This is a genomic window from Treponema sp. HNW, assembly GCF_050320395.1.
Taxonomy (GTDB): Bacteria; Spirochaetota; Spirochaetia; order Treponematales; family Treponemataceae; genus Treponema_C.
This window is the reverse complement of sequence record NZ_CP144459.1, coordinates 342,085-364,289: the sequence shown is the minus strand read 5'-3', so window position 1 is coordinate 364,289 and position 22,205 is coordinate 342,085. Positions and strand designations below refer to the sequence as shown.

Below are 22,205 nucleotides of genomic sequence, written 5' to 3'. Positions count from 1 at the left end.
TGCAGCTTGCTGCCGGATTTCGGGTGTGCCGCCTGCCGCGTCTTAAAAAAGACCCGAAATATGCCCGTCGTTGTCCACATCTATGGAACAGGCGGCCGGTATTTTAGGTAAGCCGGGCATGGTCATCATGTCTCCTGCAAGCACCGTCAAAAAACCCGCCCCGCTTTTAAGCAATACGTCGCGTACCGGAAACACATAGCCTGAAGGGGCGCCCAAAAGATTTTTATCGTGGCTGATTGAATTCTGCGTCTTTGCAATGCAGACGGGAAGATGTGCCCAGCCTGCGGCAGTATATTCTTTTATCTTTTTTAAAGCGGCGGGCGAAAACTCTACCCTTGATGCGCGGTATATGTTCCGTGCAATTTTTTCTATTTTGTCCGTAAAAGAATCTTCGGATTTATAGAGGGGCGTAAAACGCGCGGATGCGGAATCGCACAAAGCAGCAACGGTGCGGGCAAGGTCTGCCGCTCCGTCTCCGCCCTTAGCCCAGCCTTCACAAAGAACTGCGGGAGTCCCGTCTTTTCCGCACACCGTAAGAGAGCGGCACGCACCAAACAAAGCTTGCAGTTCTTCCTCCGTATCGCCTGAAAAGCGGTTTACCGCAACGACGACGGGAACGCCGAAAGAGCTCATATTTTCTATGTGAACGCGCAGGTTTTCAAAGCCGTTCAGCATTGCGGCCGGATTCGGTTTTTCCAAGTCTGCTTTGGATACGCCGCCGTGCATTTTAAGAGCGCGCACCGTCGCAACGATAACGGCGGCATCGGGCGCAATTCCGGCAAGCCTGCATTTTATATCCATAAATTTTTCAGCACCCAAGTCGGCGGCAAAGCCGGCTTCCGTAACGGTGTAATCGCCTAAGGCAAGGGCGCACAGGGTTGCATTTATACTGTTGCAGCCGTGAGCTATATTTGCAAAGGGGCCGCCGTGCACAAAGGCGGGCGTATGTTCAAGCGTTTGCACCAGATTGGGACGAAGTGCGTCTTTAAGAAGGGCTGCGGCGGCTCCTTCCGCACCGAGCTGTTTTAAATACACGGGTTCTTTGGCATAGGTTTTTCCGATAAAAATATTGCCCAGCCTGTTTTTTAATTCGTCAATCGATTTTGAAAGGCAGAGAATAGCCATAATTTCGCTTGCAACGGCAATATCGAAATGCTCTTCACGCGGAACGCCGTCGGCAGTACCGCCGAGTCCTATCAGGACATTGCGCAATGTGCGGTCGTTCAAATCAAGACAGCGCCGCCATGAAATACTGCGCGGATCGAGGTTCAGAGCGTTTCCCTGCTGAATATGATTGTCGATGAGAGCCGCAATCAAATTATTGGCGGCGGATACGGCGTGTATGTCGCCCGTAAAATGGAGGTTTATATCCTCCATCGGAACGATTTGCGCATAGCCTCCGCCGCAGGCACCGCCTTTGATGCCGAAACAGGGGCCGAGTGAAGGTTCCCGCAGTGCAAGCACGGCTTTTTTACCGATTTTCCGCAGCCCGTCGGCAAGAGCGATGGATACGGTGGATTTTCCTTCTCCTGCGGCGGTCGGCGTAAGGGCGCTTACCAAAATAAGTTTGCCGCGTTTTTTTGCAGGGGTTTCCATAAGGCGGTACATCGTATTCAGACTGATTTTTGCCTTATAGGTTCCGTATAATTCATAGTCGGCGGCTTGTAAACCGAGTTTTTGCGCAAGCTCGTGAACGTTCTCCATTGTCCGGGAGTGTGCAATTTCAATATCCGAAAGCATACAATCAGTATAAAACAGAACCGACTTTTATGGAAGCCTTGTTCATTCTTATTTTTTCGGTTAAAATATAAAATATGGCACAGGCCGAAAACATCGCACATAAAAAACAACACCCTTCCATACGGCCTCTTTCTTCCTTCGGAGTTTTGCTTCCTTGTTGTATTATACCGTTTAGAAAAAAAAGCGCGCATGCTTTACGTTTGTTTTTGCGAACCGTGCTCTTTGATTTTTTCGGTCTCCAGTTTTCGGTTAAATTCGGCTTTAAGGAAATTCCCGTTATACACATAGATCATCCCCTGGACAGACTTATTCCGTTTGATCCGTCAAAGGTTACGGCTTATTTGGATTTTACGCATTTTTGGATACGGCCTATGACTTTGTTATTTAAACGGGTCGGTATAAAAAAAGCTCTCCCCTATTGTACGCAATTCATATATTTGATTGAAACGGTATACAGAGAGGCGGCTTATATATACCGCTTCCGCATGACCACAACAGCGCGGCCCTCATATAAAAAAGGCAGGGACGGTAAAGCACTTCGTATGATTCGCCGGCTTGACCCGCATTTATTGTGCATACCGAGTTTGCACGTAGCGGTTGTTGTTCTTACACGTACATATTACGAACAGGCTTTTAAAGAACTTGGCTTCAGTGAAGAGGAATGCAGGGTATACGGCGAAGAATTGCGCGAAGGGGCGCGTAAAATTATCGAAAGTATTTTGTATATAAAGCAGCACAGTGTAAACTGCATTCCCGCAGCCTTGTATATGATGCTTTCTTTACTAAAAGGAAGTTTTACGATAAGTCAAGGAGTAGAAATTATCAACAGCCTTTTTACCGATGTTCAGGATATAAGCGAAAAAGATAAAAAAGCACTGCACGCCCATATTAATTTTATGTTTGAGCGCCTTCTTTTGGAAGGCTGCAGCGAAGACGACTGGACGGTTCCCGTTAAACATTGGCTGAGTAACTTTACACCGATTGTGTATTAACCTTATTTAGCAACACTGCCCTTTTTATAAAGGGAGGCGGCGTTTTTTTCGTAAAAGGGCGCGTTTTTGCCGCGTTTAAACGAAGAACCTTTAGCACCGCGTTTTTTTGAAAAACCGTCATCTTCGGCAAAGCCGCCTTCTTTTACGTCGATATGCATATGAGGCAAAGTCTTATCTCGGCGGGAGCGTTCCAAGGCATCGCGGCCTGCCTGTACGGGCAGGCTCACCAAGGAAAAGGCGGCACTTACGTCTATACGGTCAACCAGACGCTGCGGAATATTCAACAAACCGCTGAAATATTCGGCTATTTCGCGCGCGTTAAAGCCGTCTTTTCGGCCCAAACCGACATAAAGCCGTATTTGATCCGAGCGTCCGCCGAATGCACCTGCGGATACCGATTTTCCGCCGGAAAATTTGCCCCCGCGTGCGGCAGTTCCGCGTGTTGCACTTCCCCGTACCGGAGGTTTGTACGCCGTTACCGTTCCGTAACGCTCAGGGTCCAATTCGGCACCCAGCACGTTTTCCAAAACGGCGGCAAGCACATCTTCGGCATTGCGGTTTGTACATAAATCCTGCGCCATTGCGGCAAAGAGTTTATCTGCAGGACATCTTTTAAAATTTATCGCAGAAGCGGCGGCTTTGCCGGTTACGTTATCACCGGCATTCTCGGCAGCGAAGGTGTCTTCTCCGGCGATTTCGGCTTCCGTAGAGGGCAGGGGCTGCTCCCGTTCTTGCGGAAACGCCTCCGGGGTTTGAGGAACGGCCTGCACTGCTTTCGATTCTTTTAATTCGGTAAAGAGGCGAAGGCGTTTTGCGTTCAGCACTTCACGGACGGAAGGAACGGATGCTTCACGCATTTCGCCCTTTATCGCCTTTCGCACGGACTGTTTTAAAAATTCCAGTCTGCGCCGTTCTTCAGGTTTCACCAATGTAAAGGCCAATCCTTTTGCGCCTGCCCGTCCCGTGCGTCCTATGCGGTGAACGTAGGTGGGGCCGTCAAAAGGCAGCGCGTAATTTACAACGTGAGTAAGCCCTTCGATATCAATTCCCCTCGCGGCAACATCGGTTGCAACGAGGATTCTTGTTTTCTTTGACCGAAAGCGGGATAAAATCTTTTCCCGCTGAGCTTGGGGAATATCCCCGTGCAATGCGGCAGCTTCATAGCCGCGCTCATCCAAAAGTTTGGAAACCGAATCGGCATCCGCCTTTGTCTGCGTAAACACCAAACCGTAAAAATCGGGCGAACTATCAATCATCCGCACAAGGGCTTCGATTTTTTCGCTTTCACGCACAAACCAGTAGATTTGCTCGGTTAAAAGCGGCTCTTCCGGTCCCGTTTCTTCTTCGACGATTTCGTAATCGCCCATAAAGGCGGCCGCTATTTTCAAAATAGGAGGCGGCATGGTGGCCGAAAACAGCAAAATACGGCTTTCGGGGTTTGCCTTTGAAAATATAAATTCAATGTCTTCGATAAAGCCCATATCGAGCATTTCGTCGGCTTCGTCCAAAACAAAGTAATCGATGTGTTCAAGTTTTAAAGACCCGCGCTCGATGTGGTCTTTTATGCGCCCGGGCGTTCCGACGACGATTTCGCAGCCGTTTCGTAATGCGCGCCGCTGCTCACCCATAAATTGGCCGCCGTATACGGGGGTAAGACGGGGAAAGCCGTCTTTGGTAAAAGACTCGATTTCTTTACACACTTGCAGGGCAAGTTCGCGCGTCGGGGTTAAGACCAAAGCTTGAACGCGCCCCTTATCTTCGCGGATTGTCTGTACCAAAGGAAGACCGAAGGCAGCCGTTTTTCCCGTTCCGGTACGCGCCTTTGCAATCACATTGGCATCCCCGTTTAATAAACGCGGAATCGCTAAAATCTGAATGGGTGTCGGGGATTCAAAGCCCTTGGCTCCCACGGCGGCGAGGGTCAACTCATCAAGACCCAAGTCCTCAAAAGAGATGGTTTCCATATTTCGTTTCCTTTAAGCAAGTCCTTTCGGCCGTGTAACCCTCCGCCTTATCTTTGGCGGGAACTCCGAAAACCGGGGGCTGTTTTTGAGCTGTCCGAACACTGAAATTTTCAGACAAACCTTAACACAACGATTGTGTTATAACACCAACCCGATTTTTTCAAAACTCTGCTTTTCAGGAAAATTCCGAATACGGCTCTCAGACGTGCATGTAATTTAAATATACTTCAAAACCGGCAAAGAGTCAAGCATTTATTGACATATTCTTGAAAAGAGTGCGGTTTGGTACAAAAAAATATGCCCGGTCAGTATATTTTTTATATTAATACTCTTATGGAAGATATACGTTGTCCCGGAGCATAATCTCCTCTTAAAATAGTCGCTCTTAACACTGATGCAATTTGTAAATATGGATATATTTTCATTCGTTTTTATTTTTCCTTCCTCGTACAAATTTCCAGTATGCAGAATACGGAACGACTGTGGCAAATAGAAGATAATATTTATTAGCAAACATATCAGGGGTTCCTTTTGCATTGAAATGAACAGGAATTTTCTCCGGGAGAAATAAGCAAATAATAAATATTACAACCATCATTACCGCCAACACCAAGACATCTTTTAACAGTCCATCTTTCATACAATTTCTCTCCTTGAACTAAATAAAATTTGATTTACCTATTTTTATATAAACTTCACTTGCAATAACAAGTAAAGTAACTGATATTATTTGAAAAACAGGCGTTATCGGAAGATTTAAAAACCAATGAAGAAGAATTGGCGTAATGAGTGCAATTATTCCGATAACCCCGGACACAATAACAGGAAGGCTCTGTTTTACTACCATCATCTCGCTTTCCCATTCAAAGTTGGGAAATTTTTTATTCAAAGAAATTCCTATCACTGTTATAAAAACGGAATAGCATATAGGAACAATTATTAGGTTAATCATTTGAATTGGGCTCATGTTGAGTTTCAGTGTAAATACAAATACGGAAATCATGTATCCGATTAAATGAATTGTAAGATTTACCGCAATCTTAGAATTTAAAATCGTTTTTACCCGAATAGGAGAACTTTGCAAAATCCAAACATTTTTACCTTCTAAAGATATGGAAAATGCTGCCGGACAACTAAGTAAAAACATTGAAGCAATACACATCGGAGCAAAATTTGAAAGATATTCATTAATATTTTCGATTCCCGAATATTCCCCTATTTGTTGTAAAGAGTTAAAAAGGAAAAATATACTGAAAACACATAAAAGCATTACACCAAGACCTGCATTCAACACTGCCATATATGAGTTTAGAAATCGTCCCATTTCTTTTTTATATAGGGCAAAAAATACCGATGTTCTACTATTAGAATTTTTGTTGTCGGAATATCTTGTTGTTGTTTTAGCAAGAGTATTAAGTAATCCATACTTCAATGAAACCATTTTGGCAAATATATAAAAAAGTACTATTGAGAGAACAATAAATAACCCTACTCCAATGTGCATTGGAAAATTATAGTATTCCATAAATAGCTTAGATAGCGGGTACAATCCTGTAATTTGCTTAGAAAGCATAATCCCAATACTATTTTCATTACCTGATTTCATGGCTGACACTGCAATATATCCAATTATCCCTATCATCGCAAATGAAAAGATTAATGTAATAACATTTTTTCTCTTAAAGAAAGATGAAGCAACAACAATAATGATTCCCATACATGCTGCTATACACATCGGTATCAACGGAATAAAAATTATGGAAGTAAAATACAATATAATCTGTAATACATTTAAACTTCCGTTTAACACCCAAACAATTCCTCCCGGAAGCATAAACATCAATCCTATTAAAAAATTCAATAAATACATAAACATAAACTTGCTGCTTATAATATCCGAACTTTTTACAGGCAATGACAAAAGATTTTCCATATCACGACTGCCAAATAAAATCCCATTCGAATAAAATATTGTCAAAAATAATATTGCAAAGCTTGATACCGACACCATATATGCCGGTATCAATTCCTGCTGTCCCGCTTGTACCAATGTTTTAGCTGCTATGATATTATAAACAAAGAAAAATATGGCAAGAGTTATTATTCCAAAACTTGCAATAACAATTGAACTTTGTTTTTTATTTCCCGGCTCTCTCATTTCGTTGATCGGAAAAAAATTCATCAATTGTGCTTTAATTAGTATCCAAATTTTGCTCATTATCCTGCACCTCCATGAAAAAAGTCTCCAAAGATTTATTTCCTTTGACTTCTTCTGTATTTCCGCTCGCAATTAACTTTCCGGTTTTTATAATTGCAATTTTATTACATAATTTTTCTGCAACATCCAATACATGTGTTGAAAAGAAAATAGCTCCTCCATCTGATACGCATTCGTGCATTATTTTCTTTAGTAGAAAAGTTGCTTTCGGATCAAGTCCAACAAAAGGTTCATCTAAAATTAGTAACTTTGGAGAATGCACCAGTGCAGAAATAATCGCCGTTCTTTGCTTCATGCCATGTGAATACGAAGATATCATTCCCGAAAGATGTTTCGTCATTTCAAATAAATCGCCGTATCTCTGAATTCTTTCTCTGCGTATCTCAGTAGAAACTTCAAATAAATCCGCAATAAAATTGATATACTGAAATCCCGTCAGATGTTCATATAAATCCGGATTATCCGGAATGTATGCCGTCATTTTTTTACAAATAACAGGCTCCTCTTTAATGGAATACCCGTCAATCGTTATACTTCCATTTTCAAAATCATGAATCCCAACTACCGCTTTTATCGTTGTAGTTTTTCCGGCTCCATTTGCACCAATGAATCCATAAATATCTCCGGACTGTACTGAAACGGATAGGTCTTCCACAGCCTTTTTGTTCCCATAGAATTTACTAAAATTCTTTATCTCTAACATAATTTCCGCCTCCATTGACAATTTGTCAGTTATTCTTTAAAATAAAACCGATAGCTTGTGTAGCAGCAGCTATCGGCATATTATTCTCCTTGCAAACATTCTATTCTTTTTTTTAATTACTAAAGAGCTTTTTCGTATTTAAGTTCTGTTCAAGCATTATCTTAAATGCGTTTAAGTAGTCATTAACAGGTTCTTTCTTTAGATATCTTATGCTTATGTTATTTGAAACAAAAACATAAGCTGTCATAAGAAATTCTGCTGTTTCCAACGGATATTTTACAAAAAAAACTTTTTCTGATATCCCTTGATTTATTATCTTTTCAAAATATATTGTCAGTTTTTCAACAAGCTTATGGGATAACTTATCTATCATATATTGATTTTCTTTAAGGTCAACTGTTTTTTGTAATACTGTACCCTCTGCTGAAATATTTTCCGAAGATATAATGGTGGCATTCATAAATGCTCTGATTTTCTCTATTGCAGTTTTGTTCTTATCATAAGCAATACTATAAATGTCTTTCAATAGTTTATCTGAATATTGTTCTACAAGACAATATAAGATATCCTCTTTATTCTTAAAGTGATAATATAACAATCCTCTTGATATATTTACTTTATCGACTATATCCTGAGTTGTTGTGTTAGTATATCCTTTCTCCATAAAAAGCAGCATTGCCGCATTCATAATCTCGGCACGCCGTATTTCAGGTTCTTTTACATCTCTCATTTTGTACTTCCTATTTAAAGGGTATCATAAAACTGACAATTTGTCAATCATAATTTTCACTTATTAATCGATAGAAGAACCTATGTCGTCTTTCGTAACAAAAACGGATACTTTGTGGAATTATTGTCCGCACATCTCCGTATCCGTCTACAGCTTGTTACAGCGGGTGCAATATTTTAAGATTTTATTTTCAATAGAAGACGTCTCAAATGATTCCGCATTCGTCCCCCCCTCTACCCTCTTATCCTCGAAATCAAAAAGTCCCTGCCCTTTTTTGTCCCGACAATAAGAGGTTCGGGAAATTTTTTCCGCTGCAGTAAAAGAGAATCGTCATAGCGGAATTCTTGTCCCGTACAATATTGGTAGTCAAGTCCGCATTTTTTTACGAGGGCATGGGCGGGGGCTATATCCCACACATAGCAGGAAGGGTCGATGCAGGCGTCGATTCCGCAAAATACGAGGGCCGATACAATATGAATAAGCGATGAGCCGAATGCCCTGAATTTAAAATCGACGGAAGACTCTTTAAGCTGCCGAATAATCGGCTGCATATCGATTTGAGTTAAAAGATCCGAGCCGGTTGTAATCTGCTTGGGCATGTCTTTTTGCCGCATAATATCGGGGTCAATGCTGAACTCCGTTCCGTTTAAATATACCGTATCGCTTTCGGGAGCGGTCCACATAAACAGCTCATCACAGGAGTTACCGAAGCGCGGAGCATAGACAATGCTCCCGGCGGCCTCTCTTTCTCTATCCAATATACCGACGCCGATACACCATGAGGGCAGGCCTTGACTGTACGAGTCGGTTCCGTCAATAGGGTCAAAGATAAAGGTATAAGGCGCCCGCTCATCAAATGCCGCCCCCTGTATTTCTTCGTTGATTATATTACAATCCGGAAACAGAGATTGTATTTTTGCAATCAGACGCTCGGCTATTGCGATATCGGTTGCCGTTACAACGGAATTATCCGATTTAAAATCGCGTCTTATATTTTTTTGCGTTTCTTTGGCAAAGGAACCGCAGTCTTTTACCTCTGCCATTAAAGAGTCAAATAAATCGATATTCATATTCTTTCCGTTTTTAATATATTTTACAGAACAATCTCCATACGGTCTTTTTCTTCGTATTCAAAGACGCAGCAGTCGTTCATATAAGTCCGTTCGGGCAGCACGATTAAAACGCGGCCCTCATCCTTTTCGATTGAATAGGGACAATAATGATACACTCCCGTATTAAACCGTACGATTGTCCCCTTAGGTACAATAAAGGCTTCCGTTTTTTCCGGAATCAAAGTATTGCCGACAGGCGCAACATGAATCACCACATCCGTGTCCAGCGGCAGCAAAACCTCGCCGGTGTAATTGTGATACTCGACCGTGTGAATCAACATACGTTCGGGTTTGCGCACTATTAAAGGAGAAAAAGCCATGGGAAGCGAGGTTTTAGCCGGTTCAAGCAGTCTGTCCGGATAAAAATCTCCCAAAGAATGACCTTCAGGATTAAAAAGGTCCGTAAAACTTCCGTATACACTGAAGTTTTCCGCGGTCAATTTTTGAGCCTTAATTTTTCGCATCGTATTACTCCTTATAATTATGTGAGGTATGCGTTTGTATTCATCAGCTTCCTTTATAAAACTTTATGCTTTTTTTATCAAGACTTTGTAGTCCGCAGTGCTTGCCTTTTCAGGGCCGATAAGATACAGTGAGGATAAGAGGTAAAAACAATGCGCATAACAACACTGTGTATGAGTACAACCGTTCAGCGTACCGCCGTTTTTGAGCGGATTAATATGGAGGAAGTAAACCGTTCTGTTCATTATCGGCTCGATGCATCCGGAAAAGCGGTTAATGCGGCGCGGGTTCTCAATCAACTGGAAGAACATTGTGCCTTCCTTATCTGTCCTGCCGGTATGGAAAATATGGACGAGTTTGTTATGCTTGCCAAAGCGGACGGATTGGAAGCTTCAATAATACCCGTTCCCGGCAGAGTACGCGAATGCTGTACCCTTTTGGAAAGAGAAAACGGCCGCGTAACGGAATTGGTTATGGACGAGCCGGCTTACACGGAAAAAAAAGATACGGAGTTAATCGTAAAGGCCGAAAAACAGCTGTGGTCTGAACTGCAAAAGGCTTTAAAAAAAAGCGATGCCCTTTTATTTGCGGGAACAACGCCCAAAATATGGCCGGAAGACTTTAAGGTCCGCGTATGTAAAAGCGCGTGCGATACGGGAGTAGTCATCCTTGTCGATTTTTGGGGGAAAGAGCTGCTTTCCGTATTGAAAGTATGCACTCCTGATATTATAAAAATAAACGCGAAGGAATTTTGCGGTACCTTTTGTAAAACGGAGATTACCGATACGGCGGAACTTATGCGGGTTGTTGCCGATAAAAGCCGCGAGTTAAACAACTGCATCGTTATAACGCGGGGCGGCGACAGTACAATAGGGGCATTTCGCGGCGAGGCCTTTGAAGTTCCGACTGAAAAGGTACAAGCCGTAAATACCATCGGCTGCGGAGATTCTTTTTCTTCAGGCTTTTTATATGAATACTTAAAAACCGCCGCAGAAAATTCGGGCAAGCCTGATATTCAAGCGGCTCTTGCAAAGGGAACGTGGTGCGCCGCCCGCAATGCCGAATGCGAAAAAGTCGGAACACTGTATGAATAAAGAGTCCCGTGCCGCTCAATACTCAAGCACAACCATTTGATGACATTCCACTTGAGGAACGCTAAAACGCAAATGCTCTCCCTCATACTCAAAGGGGATTTCAATGTGCTGCGGCTCAAGCAAAGCCCGCTTTATGCGGTGCGGAAGACAAACTTCCGTTTTGATATTATGCAGCGGTACAATGTCCTCTATCACTTCAATATTCCGCGTTCCCTGTGTATCGGCCGAAAATGTACCCCTATTTGTCGTATGTGCAAAAAGGTTGTGCACTATGTAGCGCTTGCGCTTTTTTTGTTCGGTTACGGTTACAACCGCTTTATCGGGTAAAGAAGTTTTTATTGTTTTTTCTTTTCCGAGTAAATAATCGAGTGCATACATAAGGATTTTTTTATGATGCAGAGAACCGGTTTTTCCGTAATCCGAAAAGATATTCCATGCTATATAGACGGTGCTGTCCGTAAAAACCGAAGCATCTTCCAAAGGAGCCCTGTCATCGTTCGGCGTATGCTGATGTGAACAAAACGCATAGGTGTCGCGGTTAAAGTAAGATTTTTGGCGGCGTAAGGGCGAACCTCCCTGTAAGCGTTTTATTTTAAAACCCTGCGTATACATAACATGGGCGCTCGTTCCTATCCCGAACCGTGCGTCCGCAATCACATAATCGGGACGGTTTTCCGTCTCGCCTTTATACTCGGCCGAAAAGTCAAGAACAAAAGCGTCGTTATCCGATCCGAGACCGCTTTGTCCCGACGCAAGAATTTTTCCGCCCGTAGCAAGATAAGCTTGAAGTTTTTTTTGCAGCTTTTCGTTAAGCCGTATTGTATCGGGTAAAATAATGACTTTATACGGTAAAAAATCGCTTTCCGTATCCAAAAAATGATACAGATATTTTCCTTCCATAAGAACTCTGTTTGCACCGATATCACCGTTATATACGGTATCTCTATTTGCAATATCCGTACCTGCCGCTTCCTGACTGATCACTCCTATATCGGCAATATTCACCGCTTCTTCGCACCATACTTCTTTTACCTCAACTTCGCGGTATGCTTCTCCGATAAGTTTATACGTATCGTCATTCATAAGTCCCGAAGGATGCAGCTGGTCGCCGACCGAACATTTTGCACCGTATGCAAGAGAGAGGGCCGTTTCATAGCGCAGGGCATTCGGATGCTTAAAACCGCCGAATTCTCCCCAGGTACTGTGAAATTTTCCCGTCATACCCAAATACTCTTTTCCGAGAGACATAACATAAGAGGCGGAAAGCGGAAAGTGATCGTACCCCCAGCCGCCGGTCGGCAAACTTTCAACTTCCAAGTGGCTGTTGTTTTTTACCATGTCCCGCCGTCCTTTGGGAATATGACCGCCGTTATGAAAGATTGTACAGGTTTTACTGTATTTACGGACGACGGTTTCAACCCGTTTTGTATAGCGTTTATAAACAAGTTCAGCCTGCTCCATAGCGGTTTTATAATCGCGCGGATCCTTTCCTCTGCTTAAAATTTCGTTACGGCAGGAAGCGCAATAACAGGGCTGTATAGACACTATGTCCAAAAAAATACCGCAGGGATTGTATTGCTGCATAACCTCTTCTATTTGTTTTTCAAGCAAGTCCATATAGCCGGTATTAAAACACAGCACATGAAAACAGGGCGTTCCCGTAAAATCTTCCGCCCAGCTCAGAGATTCATCGGCCTTTCGAAACAGCCATTCGGGATGCCGTACCGCTTCTTTTTCATCCAAACCGGCGGAAATATACACGGGAGCACGTACACCTATTTCTTTACAGGCATCAAGCTGTTCCCGTAATAAATCGAATTTTAAATGCGGATGCATTTCATTAACCTTTGTCGGATGATACGACCATCCGTGATGGCATTTTGAAAAAACGGTAATCGAATTTACATATCCCGCTTTTAAAGCAGCCTGAAACCGGTTTTTATCGAATTTTTCTCCGATTGCCGGTATTAAACCGGAAGTATGAAAGTCCAAGTGAACTTGCCTAAACGCCAACATAATAACTCCTAAATAGTGTTCAGCCCTTTACAGCTCCGGCGGTCATTCCGTCAATGACGTATTTTTGACCGAATAAATATAAAACAGTAACGGGCAGGGCTACCAATACAAGGTTTGCAAACACATAATTCCAATAATTAAAGTATCTTCCGAAAAAATTATATACCGTAAGCGGAAGTGTCCAGCTTTTTGCGGTGTTAAAAAAGTAAAGGGGAATTTGAAAATCGTTCCAAATAAAAATAGCGAGCATAACTACGGTGGTTACCGTTATCGGTTTAAGAAGCGGTAAAATTATCGAAAAAAATACCCGCAGGGGAGGATAGCCGTCGATAAAGGCTGCCTCGTCCAATTCTTTCGGTACGGTTTCTATAAATCCGGTAAACATAAACACACCCCAAGACATTTGTATCGCGCTGAATACCAATATAACACCCAGATATGTACCGTTGAGCCGTAATACATGGAGCAATCCGAAGGTTGTTATAATTTGTACCGGAGCAATCAGTCCCGCCAAAAAATAGGTATTTAAAAATCGGGTAAAAGAGCTGCGCTTCCGTGCCGCCAAAAACGACACCAAGGCGGAGCAAAAAACACAAACCGAAACGGCACAAAACGTTACGATAATGCTGTTCATTGCTGCACGGAATATATTCGCTTTTTTTATTACATAGGTGTAGTTTGAAAAAAGCATTTCAACCGGAAACTCCAAAGAAAAACGGGCAGCTCTCGCAGGAGTTTTCAAAGAACCGAAAATCATAATTAAAAGCGGAACAATGATAAGCAGCGATAATAAAATCATACATATTTCCAATATAAGCATGGAAATATGTTTTTTTTGCATTAATCGGAATTTCATATATCAGCCTCCTTTCGTTTTAAAAGCTTATTAACGGTGTATGAAACGGCAAATACAAGGAGAAATAAAATCAGTCCCATTGCCGTGGAACGTCCTAAACGGCCTTGAGCAAAGGCGGTAAAAATATAGGTTCCCAAAACCTGAGACGCAAATCCGGGGCCTCCTGCGGTAATAACAAAAACCTGCTCAAAAACTTTCAGCCCCCCGATTGTGTGCATAACAATCGTAATAGTCAACGCAGGACGCAAGAGGGGCAGCGTGATAAATAAAAACCGCTGCCATGCCGAAGTTCCGTCTATTTGTGCCGACTCATAATAATCGTGTGAAATATTTTGAAGTCCCGCAATTAAAATCGCCATGGTAAAACCGCTCCAACGCCAAATCTCAACAACAATGGTAGTAAAAAGTGCCGTTTTAGGGTTTCCAATCCAATCGGTTGCCCAAGAGCTTAAACCGATTGCTGTTAAAAAGGCATTCAAAAATCCGTTGCTTTTAAATAAGGCCTGGAACAAAACACCCGCAATAACAATGCTGAGTACCGCAGGCATATAAAAGACAGTACGCAGAATATTTTTTGTTTTTAAGGGTTGTACGAGGGCAAGCGCTAAAAGCAGACCGAATAATACTTTAAATACCATCGTAAAGAAAGCAAAGATAAACGTATTTTTCAACGCCAAAATAAAATTGGTATCTTTAAATAAATAAATAAAATTTTCAATGCCTATAAAATGCGGAGAAAATAAACGCATAATATGCCAATCGGTAAATGACAATAAAAAAGCTGCGAGGATCGGAACGGTAAAAAAAATCGAATAAACAAACAGTGCCGGAAAAGCAAAGTAATCCGGATACAAAGAATCAATACGCCTTTTTTGCATAGTCGTCTCCTGACAAATGTTTATAAAATAACAGATGTGCCGGAAACGGAACATTTACCCGGCACATCACCGATACAATATAGAACTATCGCTTATCGGATCCTTAGCTCCTTTTTATCCGATTAAAATCCGGGTTCCTTTCTGGATTTCATATAATCGCTGTATAAAGTATCCCATGCCTTTAAAACTTCCGCGGGAGTTTTGATTCCGGCAGACATTTCAACATAGTACTTCCACAATTCAGGTAAAATCGGAGAAGCAACGTTCACCATCGCATTCATTTCATATACGTATTTACCTGTTTTGATATACGTATCAACAACGTGCTGCACACATTCGGGAACTTTTCCGCCGTCCACACCATTTAAACCGGGAAAACCGGGATGTGCGGCAAAATACATATTTTGATATTTCGGCTGTGACCAGATATTAAGGAATTTGACAGCTTCCTGAGCGTTTCCTTTTTTCGGAACAAAAAAGCCGCCGACATAGCTTCCGGTTGCGATAATATCATAACTGTCTGTGAACGGAATATTCCAATAACCGATTTCAACTCCGGGCCATTTTGCCATCATATCGACTACAACCCATTCTCCGTTCATCATCATTGCGGCTTTTCCCGTAGCAACAGCTTCTTTTGCCATGTCATATGTAAAAGAAAGATTGTCCGAGTTGACCAGTCCTTCTTTAAATATCATATTGTAGCGGTCAAGAATCATTTTGAATTCGGGAACATCGCTCCACTTGAGTTTATTGATAAGCAGCTTATTCCACACTTCAGGCTTTTTTGCAACCGCAACAGGAAATCCGAGTGTGGTAAAGACCTGTGTTGTCCAACTGTCTTTTTCGGAAGAAGCAACGGGAATAATTCCTTTTCCGCTCTTTTTAATTTTCCGCAGTACATTCAAAAATTCTTCCCATGTTGCAGGCTGTTTCTCCGAAATACCGAGTTCTTTGAATACTTTTTTGTTGTAATAAATACCGCCGAAAAAGCTGGAAGACTCTATGGGAAGGGCAAAGATTTTTCCGCTTTGAGGGTCTTTTAAAAGATTCGGGTTTACCAGACGGGAAGCCCAGGGTTCATTGGTCAAATCGACCATCGTGTTGTTTGCATTCAATTCCGTATTATTTGTGGGGATATTATGTTTAATAATATCGGGGACTTCGCCGGTAGCAAGTTTTGTCTGCATAAGCGGATAAAACTGATCATCGGGAATAACCTGAAATTCAACGGAATATCCCGTATCTTCTTTTATAGCGGCAGCCATATCCGTATATACATCACGCCAGCTGCCCTGCGGAATCATAAGAGATAATTCAACGTTCTTTTTTTTCTCTTTTCCTTCTTCTTTTCCTCCCGCGGCAAATAAAACCGCAAAAGCCATACAGCATACCATGCATGTCATTACAATTTTTTTCATACAGCCTCCTGTATCATTGTAGTTATAGATTATATATAGTGTACTCCGAATTTCGTAGAATGGAATGTAAAAAATAACTCAAAATATGCAAAAAATGTATTTTTCATATATTTATTATTTTTTTCCGGTATTGTATACTTTATTATAAATGAAAAAGATAAGATTGCGCTCTAAAATATTCATTCTCTATCTTTCTCTTTTTGTTGCCGCCGTCAACTTAAGTTTTATCTTTTTTTACCGGTATGCCGTCCAAATGCTGACGACAAAATACACCGATTCGGTTAAAGATATCGTCCTGCGCACCATGCAGCAAACCGAAGCTCTTTTATTGGATTTGGATAGAACTGCCTTGTTTTGCGTAAGCAATCCCGTTATTGCACGTTTTTTATCGCACGATATAAGTTATGACCGACTTACTACAGCAGAACAAAGTGATTTGGACAGAACCTTTATAACCATTGCCCTGCCCGCCTCACGGCCGCCCCTGAGAGCAAGTATTTATAACCAAGACGGAAAATATTTTTCTTTCGGAATACCCGACAATGTAGATATTGTCAAAGAAAATTTTGTATCCGGATTTTTCAAAACCGATATAGAACCCAACATAAAATCTATCGATACAATCAACATCTCTTTACCTCATGCCGATTATTGGAGTAAAAACAGAGAGCGTTCGATTATAAGTATTTTTCGGGCCGTTACCGACTTGCACAGTTTTGAAAAAACGGGATATGCCGAAATACAGGTCCCCTTTGAAGAAATAACTAAAATCCTAAACAGTGCAGGGGCGGCCGATTTTCAAAAATGTATTTTTAATAAAGACGGTTTGCCCGTATATACCGAAAATAATGAGGTTCAGGAATTTTATGCGGATATTATAAATAAAATCGGCTTACAAAACGTGGAAACGGATATGTTTGAAATAAAAAATAAAAAAAGAGACAGCCTGATTTTTTACAGCCGTTCTTCATCCGTCGGCTGGACTACGGTTTTCATAGATAATAAACTTACTCTGCATAAAAATATCCGTAATATAAGTTTTACTTTTTTTATGCTCACCTTCGCGCTTACGGCTTTTTTTGCTTCCGCAGGTTTTTTAAGTGCAAAAAAAATTACTCAACCGCTTGAACGGGCAATAAAGAAAATAGAAGATACGGCATCAATACAAGCTGAACTTCCGATACCTGAAAAAGATCAATCAAAAGATGAAACGGATTTTATATCATCGACCTTTAACCGTTTATTTGAAAAACTACAGGATTCCGTTCATCAAAAAAATATTGCAAAAACGGAAGAGTTAAAAGCTCATTTTATAGCATTGCAGTCACAAATAGACCCGCACTTTTTATACAACATGCTTGCAGTTATCAGTGCATGCAGCAGAGAACAAAATCATACGGCCGTCATTAAAATTTGTACGGAATTATCTTCAATGTTTCGGTACATTACCGTATTTAATGAACAGACCGTTACACTGCATGAGGAACTGGAACACACCGAACACTATCTTTCTTTAATGCACATACGATTCGGAGAACAAGTCGATATACGCATCGATATAGATAACAATATTGAAACACAAAAAATCAAAGTTCCCCGATTGATTATTCAGCCCCTGGTTGAAAACTGTTTTTCCCACGCATTTAAAAGAATCGAACCGCCGTGGAAGCTGTATATAAAAGTGTACATGGAAAATGACAGCTGGCATTGTATTATAGCCGACAACGGATGCGGCATCGACGAAAAAAAACATTTTGAGATTTTTTACGCAATCAGCGAGTTTCTTATAGATCCGGCACAACACATAGGAGAAGTGCGCATCGGCGGCATGGGCTTGATAAATACCGGAGTACGGCTTAAAATGTTTGCAGGAGCAAATGCTCTTTTTGAAATCCGTAAAAGCCGTTTTGGAGGAACCGAAATACATATCGGAGGCAGCCTGAATGATTCGTGTGTTTGTTGCTGAGGACGAACCCTTAATTTTACGCGATATAAGCACTCTTATACCTCAACTAAATCCGAATTTTTGCATTGCACAAAGCTGTACAAACGGCAAGCAGGTTCTCCTCGAATTAAACAGGGAAATTCCCGATGTACTCATTACGGATATTCAGATGCCCGTACTTACCGGTTTGGAAGTAATCGAATATATCGTTTCCGGACAGCTGCCGGTTATCTGCATTATTTTAACCAGCTATAAGGAATTCGAATATGCAAAGCAAGCGGTCGATTTGAATGTATTCCGTTATTTGCTTAAACCCGTCGATGAAAAAGAACTTTCCGGTCTTTTAAAAGCTCTTGAAAGAGAAACAGCATCTTCCGAATACAAAAACCGCCGGCGTGAATATTTTTCACTTCAAACGGGAGAGTGCGAAAATGCAAACAAAAAACTCGTATATAACATTGAAAAGTATATCATTGATCATTTGCATGAAAATATAAATCAACAATCGCTTGCCGAAGAATTTAAGTATACGGCACCTTATATAAGCCGCATATTTAAAAAATACAAAACTCTTTCCCCTACACAGTTTATAACACAGGCACGGGTAGAAAAAGTAAAAACGCTTCTTGAGAAAAATCCGTCAATCTCCGTAAAAAGTATAGCAGCCTTGGTCGGTATAGAAGACCCTCTGTATTTAAGCAAAATATTTAAAAAAGAAACAGGGATTTCAATAAGCCGCTATAAAGAAATGATGGAGGAAAGATAGTATTTTTCTTTCCAACCTATACGAAATCCTTTTTTTTCGTTACACTGTATACATGAAACTTACAATACACAGATTGAAGTATATCCTATGCATACTTATAAGCATACCGGTTTTTTTTTCCTGTGCAAGTATGCAGGTGCGCGGCAGCAATCCGGTAGAACGCGCCCTGTCCGCCGCATCTCTTTTATTGGACGGAAAAACATCCGATGCCTATATCAAAGTATATAAAACGGAAATGTCCAAGGCCGAAATTTTTATAGCCGATATGCTCCGCCGGGCCGAAGCCGACCCCCTTGTCTATGCCGATATTGCGGACGGTATCGGCGAGTGGCTCATGCTTTACGGCCGCGTCGAACTTTTGAAAAAACGTTACGGGCCGGAATTAATCGGAAAAAAAGAAGGGGTGCGTTTCGATACGGTAAACTACGATTACCTTCAAAATGAAGCGCCCAAAAAAGCAACGGAAGCTTTGTACGCAAAGGCCCTTTCGGTTATCCGTTCCTCAAGAGGAACACATTCGACTTTTTCAGACTCCGCATTAAACGCTCTGCCCTATTTACGGCGCGCAAAAAAATATTCAAGCCACTTGGATGCGGACATAAATAATCTCGGTGCCGAACTCTGCTATGCCGCAGCCGAAAAATTTGCCGCATCGGATAATCCCGCTTTGCTTGTTAAAGCATCCGAGTATTACACAGAAGCCGACTCATGGATAAGAGATTATAAGGACAGCCGCCAAAAAAGCGCTGCGGTAAAAGAAAGAGCCGCATCCGTATACCTTGCCGACGGCAGAGCCAAGGCGAGGCTGCAAAACTACACTGCGTTTCGTGAAGCAAAAAAAGCCTTTATACAAGCCGAGAAAATCATTCCCCGCTCGGCGTCACCGGAACTTACCGATATAAATAAAAAACTTACAATTAAGGTTGCCGTTGTTTTTGCAGGCCTTAACAGCCGTTACCCCGACGAACAGAGGGTAAGGCGGGCTCTCGAAAATGCGGTCGCCTCATCGGCAATGGGGCCCGATAATTTGGAGATACGCTTTATTCGGGAAACCGGAAGGCTCAGTTTACTCTTTACCGATTTCGCAGACGTCGATCTTGTGCTTATCGGTGCGGATGATTTCGGCAAAATAAAGGAAATATACGGACCGGTTGAAACCCTTAAAACGGCCGTATCGGCTTCGATAAACGGTACGGTATATACCGGTACGGTTACCGAACAGCGCCAAAAGGTTACCCTCTTTTTTCAAAATAATACGGTTTTATACGATATGCGTTTTAATCGCAAAAGGACACTTGAGGTTTTTGAAGAAGAGGCGCACAAAACAAGTAAAGTATTCAGTTCACGGATCTATCAGGGTGACGCACAGGCAAAGCCCGCCGGATTCGATCCCGGATCCCTCTATGTTCCCGGTGCATACAACCGCTTTTTCCCGAATTTTACCGCGCAGAATGACGATTGGGTTCCTATAAGCCAATCCTTCGGTACTTTAAATGAGACGGGGAAAAAATTGTGCTGGATTATTTCGAATTTACAGTATAAGGAACGATAAAACAATGCCGTAAAAGGCGATAGTAAAAAACCTTTTTTTGTGGTATACTCGGAGAATGGCTGACTGCAAAGATTCCATACAGCGTATTATCATCACAAACGGCATAGTTGTTTCCGGCGGCAAAGAAAAAAAAGCGGATATACTTGTTGAAAACGGCCGCATCGTAAAAACAAAGCCGAATCTTTTACTCGGCAGTTTGCTGCGCCGGGCCGAAAGCGAACTGTTAAATGCGGAAGGCTGTTATGTCTTCCCCGGATTTATAGATGCCTTTACGCGCCTGGAAACAAAAGCCTTTATTCCGGGAGAAAAAGATCCCGTTTGCAGTCCCGACGATTTTGAAAGCGGGACCAGGGCGGCCCTTGCCGGAGGCACCACATCGATTATTAACTGCGCCGTACAAAAAAATGGACAAAGCCTGCAGGAAGCCTTGGATGAACAGCACGCAAATGCATTGCATAAAAGCAGCTGTAATTACGGCTTTCACATAGCCGTTACCTCTGTGGGAACCGCCGTCCGGACGGACGAAGAAGCCGCCGAAAAAAATGACGAAGATACCGAGAGGCAAGAGGGCGCTCAAAAAGCGGAGCAAAAAAAAGAACAAATGAGTCCTGCCGAAGCATTAAAAGGACAAATGGAAAAAACGGTTATGCGCGGCGTTTCGAGTTATGCAGTCTATATGACCGGAGAAAATATCCAATTAAGCGATCCTGAAATATTTGAAATACTGAACGCGGCAAAAGAACACAAAGCTTTAATTTGCTGCCACTGTGAAAACGCCGACATGGTAAAACACCTTGTTGAAGAACAGCTTGAAAATCGAAAAAAAAGGCCGTCCTCTCATCCTGTAAGCCGCCCGCCCGCAGTTGAAGCCGAAGCGATAAGCCGCTTTTTAGCCCTTGCTCAAATGGCCGATATCCCCGTTTATATTTTGAACGTATCGGCAAAACAAAGTTTGGAGCAGATAAAACTTGCAAAGAAACGGGGACAAAACTTTTTCGCCGGAACCTGTCCGCACTATCTTCTTTTAACCGACAGCTTGTACCGAAAAGGCGGTTTTGCCGGGGCGCGCTTTATCTGCAACCCTCCGCTTCGAAAAAAGCCGGATTTAAAAGCTTTGCAAAAAGAATTGATGAAAACAAAGGCGGATAAAGCACCCGGTGCAAAAGACAATTCCTGCCTTGATGTGATTTGTTCGAATCACGCGGTGTTCGATTTTGCCGAACAGGAAAAGGCGGCGAAAAAGAATTTTTCAAAGGTGGCGCCGGGAATTTCGGGCGCCCAATACCGGGCCGCATTGGTTTTTACCGCAGCCCGTGTCGGCACGGAAGATGAAGGCGAAGAAAAAGAGCTTGCGCCGGGCTTTCGCTTAACACCCGCCCAATTTTCAGCCCTCATGAGCGAAAACCCGGCGAAGATATTCGGACTTTATCCGTCGCGCGGCAGTTTGAACAGAGGGGCGGCAGCCGATATAACCGTTTGGGATCCCGGGTTTTCCGCCGTTATAAGTAACGACAACAACCTGCACCGCGGCGGCTACACTCCCTACGAAGGTATCGAAATCAAGGGCCGGGCAAAATACGTTCTTTTGAACGGCAAAGTATGTGTAAAAGAAGGCCGCGTAATAGAAGAAAGGCAGGGAAGCTATCTGTTCCGCAAAACAGGCTTCCCCGCCTTTGAGCAAAAAGAATAAAAGCGACAGGATAAACAAACGGCCGGCATGGTAAAACAGCCGTAACCGAACCTAGAGGCTCATCCA

At 42.4% G+C, this 22,205-nt stretch carries 18 protein-coding genes; 6 read left to right on the top strand and 12 right to left on the bottom strand.

The features are described from left to right. Nucleotides 1-42: 42 nt before the first annotated feature. Nucleotides 43-1,740: a formate--tetrahydrofolate ligase gene (locus tag V1L52_RS01660; protein ID WP_428770562.1), complete on the bottom strand. Its 1,698-nt coding sequence runs from the start codon at nucleotides 1,738-1,740 to the stop codon at nucleotides 43-45. Nucleotides 1,741-1,814: 74 nt separating this feature from the next. On the opposite strand from V1L52_RS01660, the gene V1L52_RS01655 reads away from it, so the two are divergent. Next, entirely contained in the window at nucleotides 1,815-2,732 is a 918-nt protein-coding gene (locus tag V1L52_RS01655) for a hypothetical protein (protein ID WP_428770561.1), read from the top strand. A gap of 2 nt (nucleotides 2,733-2,734) precedes the next feature. Here V1L52_RS01655 and V1L52_RS01650 read toward each other — a convergent pair whose 3' ends face one another. From V1L52_RS01650 to V1L52_RS01620, 7 genes are all read right to left on the bottom strand, one after another. After that, nucleotides 2,735-4,696: a DEAD/DEAH box helicase gene (locus V1L52_RS01650; RefSeq protein WP_428770560.1), complete on the bottom strand. Its 1,962-nt coding sequence runs from the start codon at nucleotides 4,694-4,696 to the stop codon at nucleotides 2,735-2,737. A 421-nt stretch (nucleotides 4,697-5,117) separates the two neighbouring features. Then, nucleotides 5,118-5,336, bottom strand: coding sequence for a DUF1648 domain-containing protein (locus V1L52_RS01645; protein ID WP_428770559.1), 219 nt, complete (start codon nucleotides 5,334-5,336; stop codon nucleotides 5,118-5,120). A gap of 18 nt (nucleotides 5,337-5,354) precedes the next feature. Next, nucleotides 5,355-6,914, bottom strand: coding sequence for a hypothetical protein (locus V1L52_RS01640; RefSeq protein WP_428770558.1), 1,560 nt, complete (start codon nucleotides 6,912-6,914; stop codon nucleotides 5,355-5,357). Further along, a complete protein-coding gene (locus tag V1L52_RS01635; RefSeq protein ID WP_428770557.1) occupies nucleotides 6,889-7,617 on the bottom strand; it encodes an ABC transporter ATP-binding protein in 729 nt (242 codons plus the stop codon). Before V1L52_RS01635 ends, V1L52_RS01640 begins: the two co-directional genes overlap by 26 nt. A 112-nt stretch (nucleotides 7,618-7,729) precedes the next feature. After that, nucleotides 7,730-8,347, bottom strand: a complete 618-nt coding sequence (locus V1L52_RS01630; protein WP_428770556.1) for a TetR/AcrR family transcriptional regulator — start codon at nucleotides 8,345-8,347, stop codon at nucleotides 7,730-7,732. Between the two features lie 233 nt (nucleotides 8,348-8,580). Next, nucleotides 8,581-9,417: an inositol monophosphatase family protein gene (locus V1L52_RS01625; RefSeq protein ID WP_428770555.1), complete on the bottom strand. Its 837-nt coding sequence runs from the start codon at nucleotides 9,415-9,417 to the stop codon at nucleotides 8,581-8,583. A 23-nt stretch (nucleotides 9,418-9,440) separates the two neighbouring features. Then, on the bottom strand, nucleotides 9,441-9,923 hold the full coding sequence (locus tag V1L52_RS01620; protein WP_428770554.1) for a DUF4867 family protein: 483 nt from the start codon (nucleotides 9,921-9,923) through the stop codon (nucleotides 9,441-9,443). Between the two features lie 150 nt (nucleotides 9,924-10,073). On the opposite strand from V1L52_RS01620, the gene V1L52_RS01615 reads away from it, so the two are divergent. Next, nucleotides 10,074-11,015: a 1-phosphofructokinase family hexose kinase gene (locus V1L52_RS01615; RefSeq protein WP_428770553.1), complete on the top strand. Its 942-nt coding sequence runs from the start codon at nucleotides 10,074-10,076 to the stop codon at nucleotides 11,013-11,015. A gap of 15 nt (nucleotides 11,016-11,030) precedes the next feature. Here the strand turns inward: V1L52_RS01615 and V1L52_RS01610 are convergent, their stop codons facing one another. The 4 genes from V1L52_RS01610 to V1L52_RS01595 all read right to left on the bottom strand — a co-directional run bounded on the left by V1L52_RS01610 (nucleotide 11,031) and on the right by V1L52_RS01595 (nucleotide 16,186). Beyond that, complete coding sequence (locus tag V1L52_RS01610) at nucleotides 11,031-13,031, bottom strand: alpha-amylase family protein (protein WP_428770552.1); 2,001 nt, start codon at nucleotides 13,029-13,031, stop codon at nucleotides 11,031-11,033. Between the two features lie 19 nt (nucleotides 13,032-13,050). Continuing rightward, a complete protein-coding gene (locus V1L52_RS01605) occupies nucleotides 13,051-13,887 on the bottom strand; it encodes a carbohydrate ABC transporter permease (protein ID WP_428770551.1) in 837 nt (278 codons plus the stop codon). Beyond that, a complete protein-coding gene (locus V1L52_RS01600; RefSeq protein WP_428770550.1) occupies nucleotides 13,884-14,765 on the bottom strand; it encodes a carbohydrate ABC transporter permease in 882 nt (293 codons plus the stop codon). Before V1L52_RS01600 ends, V1L52_RS01605 begins: the two co-directional genes overlap by 4 nt. A 122-nt stretch (nucleotides 14,766-14,887) precedes the next feature. Further along, a complete protein-coding gene (locus tag V1L52_RS01595; protein WP_428770549.1) occupies nucleotides 14,888-16,186 on the bottom strand; it encodes an ABC transporter substrate-binding protein in 1,299 nt (432 codons plus the stop codon). Nucleotides 16,187-16,334: 148 nt separating this feature from the next. On the opposite strand from V1L52_RS01595, the gene V1L52_RS01590 reads away from it, so the two are divergent. The 4 genes from V1L52_RS01590 to V1L52_RS01575 are packed head-to-tail and all read left to right on the top strand — an operon-like array spanning nucleotide 16,335 to nucleotide 22,139. Continuing rightward, nucleotides 16,335-18,152, top strand: a complete 1,818-nt coding sequence (locus V1L52_RS01590) for a sensor histidine kinase (protein ID WP_428770548.1) — start codon at nucleotides 16,335-16,337, stop codon at nucleotides 18,150-18,152. Next, complete coding sequence (locus tag V1L52_RS01585) at nucleotides 18,130-18,897, top strand: response regulator (RefSeq protein WP_428770547.1); 768 nt, start codon at nucleotides 18,130-18,132, stop codon at nucleotides 18,895-18,897. Before V1L52_RS01590 ends, V1L52_RS01585 begins: the two co-directional genes overlap by 23 nt. 52 nt (nucleotides 18,898-18,949) lie before the next feature. Beyond that, complete coding sequence (locus V1L52_RS01580; protein WP_428770546.1) at nucleotides 18,950-20,449, top strand: hypothetical protein; 1,500 nt, start codon at nucleotides 18,950-18,952, stop codon at nucleotides 20,447-20,449. 55 nt (nucleotides 20,450-20,504) lie between these two features. Beyond that, nucleotides 20,505-22,139 (top strand): amidohydrolase family protein, encoded by a 1,635-nt coding sequence (locus V1L52_RS01575; protein ID WP_428770545.1) that lies wholly within the window; start codon nucleotides 20,505-20,507, stop codon nucleotides 22,137-22,139. Nucleotides 22,140-22,205 lie beyond the last annotated feature (66 nt).

Bases quoted from the DNA above. Each gene is read 5' to 3' on its own strand.
- V1L52_RS01660 (WP_428770562.1), bottom strand. From the start codon at position 1,740: ATGCTTTCGGATATTGAAATTGCACACTCCCGGACAATGGAGAACGTT.
- V1L52_RS01655 (WP_428770561.1), top strand. From the start codon at position 1,815: ATGGCACAGGCCGAAAACATCGCACATAAAAAACAACACCCTTCCATA.
- V1L52_RS01650 (WP_428770560.1), bottom strand. From the start codon at position 4,696: ATGGAAACCATCTCTTTTGAGGACTTGGGTCTTGATGAGTTGACCCTC.
- V1L52_RS01645 (WP_428770559.1), bottom strand. From the start codon at position 5,336: ATGAAAGATGGACTGTTAAAAGATGTCTTGGTGTTGGCGGTAATGATG.
- V1L52_RS01640 (WP_428770558.1), bottom strand. From the start codon at position 6,914: ATGAGCAAAATTTGGATACTAATTAAAGCACAATTGATGAATTTTTTT.
- V1L52_RS01635 (WP_428770557.1), bottom strand. From the start codon at position 7,617: ATGTTAGAGATAAAGAATTTTAGTAAATTCTATGGGAACAAAAAGGCT.
- V1L52_RS01630 (WP_428770556.1), bottom strand. From the start codon at position 8,347: ATGAGAGATGTAAAAGAACCTGAAATACGGCGTGCCGAGATTATGAAT.
- V1L52_RS01625 (WP_428770555.1), bottom strand. From the start codon at position 9,417: ATGAATATCGATTTATTTGACTCTTTAATGGCAGAGGTAAAAGACTGC.
- V1L52_RS01620 (WP_428770554.1), bottom strand. From the start codon at position 9,923: ATGCGAAAAATTAAGGCTCAAAAATTGACCGCGGAAAACTTCAGTGTA.
- V1L52_RS01615 (WP_428770553.1), top strand. From the start codon at position 10,074: ATGCGCATAACAACACTGTGTATGAGTACAACCGTTCAGCGTACCGCC.
- V1L52_RS01610 (WP_428770552.1), bottom strand. From the start codon at position 13,031: ATGTTGGCGTTTAGGCAAGTTCACTTGGACTTTCATACTTCCGGTTTA.
- V1L52_RS01605 (WP_428770551.1), bottom strand. From the start codon at position 13,887: ATGAAATTCCGATTAATGCAAAAAAAACATATTTCCATGCTTATATTG.
- V1L52_RS01600 (WP_428770550.1), bottom strand. From the start codon at position 14,765: ATGCAAAAAAGGCGTATTGATTCTTTGTATCCGGATTACTTTGCTTTT.
- V1L52_RS01595 (WP_428770549.1), bottom strand. From the start codon at position 16,186: ATGAAAAAAATTGTAATGACATGCATGGTATGCTGTATGGCTTTTGCG.
- V1L52_RS01590 (WP_428770548.1), top strand. From the start codon at position 16,335: ATGAAAAAGATAAGATTGCGCTCTAAAATATTCATTCTCTATCTTTCT.
- V1L52_RS01585 (WP_428770547.1), top strand. From the start codon at position 18,130: ATGATTCGTGTGTTTGTTGCTGAGGACGAACCCTTAATTTTACGCGAT.
- V1L52_RS01580 (WP_428770546.1), top strand. From the start codon at position 18,950: ATGAAACTTACAATACACAGATTGAAGTATATCCTATGCATACTTATA.
- V1L52_RS01575 (WP_428770545.1), top strand. From the start codon at position 20,505: ATGGCTGACTGCAAAGATTCCATACAGCGTATTATCATCACAAACGGC.